Annotated in this window: 4 protein-coding genes; 1 reads left to right on the plus strand and 3 read right to left on the minus strand. The window is 40.2% G+C overall.

From position 1 onward, the window contains the following. Nucleotides 1-575: 575 nt before the first annotated feature. Nucleotides 576-2,663, minus strand: coding sequence for a 3-hydroxyacyl-CoA dehydrogenase NAD-binding domain-containing protein (locus B2400_RS11175; protein ID WP_293933379.1), 2,088 nt, complete (start codon nucleotides 2,661-2,663; stop codon nucleotides 576-578). A 21-nt stretch (nucleotides 2,664-2,684) separates the two neighbouring features. After that, nucleotides 2,685-3,848 (minus strand): acyl-CoA dehydrogenase family protein, encoded by a 1,164-nt coding sequence (locus B2400_RS11180; RefSeq protein WP_149525696.1) that lies wholly within the window; start codon nucleotides 3,846-3,848, stop codon nucleotides 2,685-2,687. Nucleotides 3,849-4,181: 333 nt separating this feature from the next. On the opposite strand from B2400_RS11180, the gene B2400_RS11185 reads away from it, so the two are divergent. Next, nucleotides 4,182-4,640, plus strand: coding sequence for a hypothetical protein (locus B2400_RS11185; protein ID WP_293933381.1), 459 nt, complete (start codon nucleotides 4,182-4,184; stop codon nucleotides 4,638-4,640). A 151-nt stretch (nucleotides 4,641-4,791) separates the two neighbouring features. On the opposite strand, the gene B2400_RS11190 is transcribed toward B2400_RS11185, so the two are convergent. Continuing rightward, a complete protein-coding gene (locus B2400_RS11190; RefSeq protein ID WP_149525694.1) occupies nucleotides 4,792-5,220 on the minus strand; it encodes a hypothetical protein in 429 nt (142 codons plus the stop codon). Nucleotides 5,221-5,485 lie beyond the last annotated feature (265 nt).

Below are 5,485 nucleotides of genomic sequence, written 5' to 3' on the forward strand. Positions count from 1 at the left end.
TGAAATTGATATAAAAAGGTGGGATATTGCCTCAAAAAAGCCTGGATGGAATGCTAAAAACTCAAATAGCAAGTCCTAGTCGCTTAAACCTTCAATAAGCTCATAAAAAACAAACTTCCAGAAACCCTTTGAACAAAAATGACCGAGTAGGGGAAAACCTATACTCAGTCATTTCTTTAAGTCTCATTAGAAAGTTGAGGCTTTTTCAGTGCCCTCTATTTGCATAGCCCCTTTTTTTGTTTGGTGGTGATGTATTGTGTTTGAGGTTAAGGCTTTTGTCTGAACCAGGAAAGGAAGGATGAAAGGAGATTCAGGATGGTTTGTCTTTGAACCAGGAAAGGAAGGATGCAAGGATTGACAGGATGATTTGTCTTTGAACCAGGAAAGGAAGGATGCAAGGATTGACAGGATCCTGCTAATCCTTAATTCCTTTTTTTCATGGTTCAAAACAAACTTGCCTTTCAAAACCAAAAGTTCAACAAACTTTCCTTCTTGCCAAACCAATCGCTCAAAACAACTCACCAATAAAAAGGCGCCAATGTGGCGCCAATACGCTAATGTCTAATGTCTAAAATCTAATGTCTAAATCCAACATTAGCTTCAAATCCGTTATAAAATTGGTATCCCTCCTTAGCGAGCTTCTCCAAAGATGGCGGGATTTCCCATTGTTCTCCGGCGGCGGCAAAGCCTTTACATTCCTCGACGAATGTTGCTAAACCGACCTGATCTATATGTCCGAATACACCGCCGGTGTGGGGTGGGTAGCCTAGTCCGAAAATGGAGCCTATATCTCCATCGATAGCTTTGCTGAGGATTCCTTCGTCGAGGCAACGATAGCTATCCAAAGCGACGACGTGCAACAGACGCTTCTTAAGATCTTCGGTGCTTGGGATGTCCTTGCTTACAGCAATTTCGGGGTCTTGCCAATTTTGCTTTTTACCACCATCTGCGGGATAGTCATAGAATCCCTTGCCAGACCTTCGGCCGGATCTACCTTCTGCAATCAGCTTTTTAAGATAACTGAGCGTCCTTTGCTGGGAAGCGTGCAGTTTCGGCAATTGCTCATAAACTTTGACCATCAGATCAAGGGTTATTTCATCTAATACAGCAAGTGGCCCAACGCCAAAACCCGCTAATCTTGCTGCCCCTTCTATTTGTTCTAATGGGATGCCCTCTTGAATCATACTGATACCTTCCAACAGGTAGTTGAAGAAGATGCGCGAAGTAAAGAATGCTGGACCATCCTGAACTACGATAGGTATTTTCTTAAGTTTTGATATAAAATGAAGAGCCTTATTTAACGTCTCTTTGCTTGTTTGCTTTCCGCAAATAACTTCCACAAGCGGCATTCGGTCCACGGGTGAGAAAAAGTGGAGTCCGATACAATTTGCTGGATTTTTACTGGCAATAGCCAACTTAGAAATGGGTAGCGAGGTTGTGTTCGAAGCAAATACGCCAGCCTCATTCAACAGATCAGCGCTCTCCGCAATAACTTGATTTTTCAAAACGATATCTTCGAATACAGCTTCCACGATCAAGTCGGCATTGCGCATATCCGCAAGATTATCCGTCGCATGAATACGCTCGAGGATAATTTCCTTATGCTTTTCCGTAGCCTTGCCTAGGCTAATAGATTTATCGAGCACTTTTGCCGAATAGGCTTTGCCCCGCTCGGCACTTTCTAAACTAATATCGCGTAATACAACTTCAAAACCTGCTTTTGCAGCTTCATATGCAATCCCTGCCCCCATCATCCCAGCACCGATCACACCGACCTTTTCCATCGGAAATGACGCTGCCCCAGCCGCTGTTTTGGAGGCTTCGGCCGTACCGTAATATTGCGTTCGAAGCATTGCCAAAGGCTCCTTGCGTTGTAAAACGCTACAGAACGCTTCTGCCTCTAGTTCATAGGCATCCGCAAGATTTTCGTTTAATGAATCTTGGAAGACCTGCACAATGGCTAATTGACCTGGGATAGCCCTATTGATCTTTGAAGAAAGGTTGACGAAATATTCAGCTTCCGTTTCTTTTATTAGTAGTTGATTGTCTAGATCCAATTGCTTATGTGCAGCAATCCAAGACATGGCCAAAGAAAGTCCTTCCTCCTCATCTTCAAATAGCAGGTTTGCTATTCCTAGTTTCAATGCCTCGTCCGCGCTATATAATTTTCCACTGCTTAAAATATTCAGTGCCCCTTCAGGTCCCAATCGCTGCAGCAAATTAATGGTGCCTCCGAAGCCCGGCATCAAGCCGAACTTTGTTTCGGGAAAACCTAATTTACCCTTGTTCTTCGACAGCAAGATATAGGTCGCCATGCTTGCAAACGAATATGCAGCTGACGAACACTCAGCATGCACAATACAAACGATAGGCTTACGAAATGCCTTTAAGCGGCTGATACGTTTGGACACAGTATTTAATCGATCTACAAACACTTGCCAAGCCATCGCCTCGCCAAAGAGAACCCGATAATCTGTTCCTATCGCCGGGTTTTTAAATTCGAATATGATTGCTTTCGAGCTATCCTCCGCAAGAAAGTCGATGGCCTGCGGAAGTACCTCATCAAAGAAGTCAAGATCGACCGTTATTGATTCTTTACTTGCATTAGAAAACTCGAACCTTAAAATTCCTTGCTGCTCCTTGTCTATTTTGATATTTCTCATGTTGATATTTGGCTGAGGTCCTTATTTATTCTGATACTGCACCTGATCAATCGATGTCTTCGCGATAATCTCGCGCATGATCTCCGAAGTACCTCCAATAATAGTTCCAACCCTCACATCCCGATATAAACGGGCAATTTTATAATCTTCTGTAAAACCATAGCCTCCAAAAAATTGTAAGCATTCATCAACAACTTTTATAGCTAACTCACTTGTTTGTAGTTTAGCAATGGAGCACTCCTTTACCGCATATTTACCCTCATTTTGAAGGTCGCAGCAATGATAGACATAAGCTTTATTAATTTCCACATCGGCAATCAATTGGGCCATCCGATGACGAATGACTTGAAAGTCCTTCAATGGTTTTTTGAACGCAGATCGTTGCTCGATATACTCCAAGGTGTAGTCAATTGCAGACTGCGCCGTCGTTAAACTATGAATTGCTGCCGTTAATCGCTCCAGCTGCAGACCGCCCATTAGATATTTAAAGCCGTCGCCTTCCACGCCCAATAGATTTTCTTTCGGTACCCGCACCTGATTAAAGCCAAGTTCCGCCGTATCAGAGGCATGCCAGCCCATCTTATCGATCTTATTCGCCGTAACACCTTCCGCTTTTCGGTCGATAACTAACAAACTGATACCTTTGCTGCGCGCATTAGGGTCTGTTTTTACGGCGGTAATAAAGAAATCACCATAATAGCCATTGGTGATGAAAGTCTTCGAACCATTCACGATGTAGTGATCTCCCTGCAGGACAGCTGTAGTCTGAATGCCTTGCACATCAGAACCGGCGCCGGGCTCAGTTATAGCTACAGCGCTTACCATATCGCCTAAGATGACTGGTGCTAGATATTTTTCTTTTAAATAGTCCGAACCGTATTTTAATAAATAGGGCGCCGACATATATTGGATGACCAAGGCGGAAATAGTAAAGCCTCCAGAATAACAGTAAGATAATTCTTCACAAAAAATAAGAGAATAATAGAAATCTAAGTCTAACCCATTAAGGTTTTCAGGATAATTTAGGCCCATATAGCCCATCTCCCCCATTTTTTTCCAAATGTTTTTATCGATCTGGCCTTCTTTCTCCCATTGATCGATGTGGGGGATGATTTCTTTTTGAATAAAATGTCTTAGGCTTTCACGGAAGATTTGATGTTCAGCAGTTAATTCTGTTGCGTGCATAGTTATCTATAATGGTTAAAAAGATTCAGCTTATATGTATTTAGTTTATAATTGCCACACTCTTATTTGATAGGAAAAGTGGGCTGGAATGTAGCTGAAACCGTACTAATTTAATTGAAATTGATGAGAATAACCAAGCGGGTAAAATATAAATAATGATAATTTAATAAAATATTCATATCATTGAATGAACAAAATATCACATTCACAATAAATAGCAAATCATATTAAAACTTTCACAATGAACCACAATTTCTCTTACGACAACACTAAGAACTGGCTTCAAATTTGTGCAAAGAAATTCATTACATTTACCGACAATTAATACTGCTTATGATAAAACCTTTACAATTATTATTACTTATTGTTGCTTTTTGTTTTTTTCAATCTTGTGAGAAGTTAGAGTCTTCACATAATCAAGATGAAGAAACCTTGGCCAAAGTCAAGCTCGAAGGCACATATGTTATTCTCAATCCCCTTGCATTTCTGAATCTTGAGAGCGGTTTTGAGCTGTTAAATAATAATGCCATCGCGCCGACCGTTAAAAAAATAACGGAAAACACTTATGACATTACTTGGAACCATGCATTAGTGCCTGCCTTAAAAGGCTATGAATTTAAACTCATCGGCAATAATGAAAATGGCGACCTGCAATATGTCGCCAACAATAAAGTTGGGGATGAAGGAATTCTGATGTTCATCATCAATAAAGAGAAAGGAACCTCGCAGCTATCGGTCAATATCAAAGCTGGTGCGGCTAAATATGTTGCGAGCGCTGCGTTGAAAAAATAATATAGGAACGAGCCTAGCAACTAGACAATAGGTAAATCTAAATTCAAAAACATTCATTCTTATAAAAACAAAAAGGGGCGAAACGCCCCTTTTTGTTTTTGTCTTTTCACAACTTACGAATCTCTTCAGTTCATAACACACAGAAGCAGCATTAATTATTAAAATAAAGACCTTTAATTTCTTCGATTTTAAAATCAAATACCTCTTCAGGGCAATTCATTAACTGACGGATTCCATTGATTTGGTAGAAACTTTTTTCATCCAAGATATTTAGGAACAGAAAAAGCTCCTTCAAGATCAAGCGTTCTTTATCATCAGAGCGTGTAGAGAGAATCTCCAATAAGGATAACTTAATCTCATTCAGACTTAAATTATAATGTGCTAATCCGCCACCTATACTCCAAAGAGCCTGATCAAGAATGTCCTTATACTGAATTTGATCGAATAGTTTTACCAAAGCTGTCTGCCTTTCAGGACACAAAGATTCCAGATTAGCATAGCCTGAGCAACAATTGGATAGTAAGGCCTTGACACGATCATTTAAGTCCTCTTCCAAGAAAGCTGTGTTTGAATTTTCCATATATTCTGTTTGATTTGTTTTTTTTATTAATAGTCGAACAAATGTGAGTACCTCGTCCATACAACCTGTGATACATACGTTAAAACATAATGGAAGGGCAAAAATCGAAAAGAGTTTAGCAATTGTGGGGATGTTTCAATGACTGGGAACAGCGCATCCTTTCACGACATGTGTGGAAACAATTATTAATACTTTACTTATGACCCGAGGTAAAAACCTGCACAAATATACGTTAACAATAATTAAAATTAAGTTTAAATATATT

This window comes from Sphingobacterium sp. UBA6645 (assembly GCF_002455685.1).
In the GTDB taxonomy this organism is placed as follows: domain Bacteria; phylum Bacteroidota; class Bacteroidia; order Sphingobacteriales; family Sphingobacteriaceae; genus Sphingobacterium; species Sphingobacterium hotanense.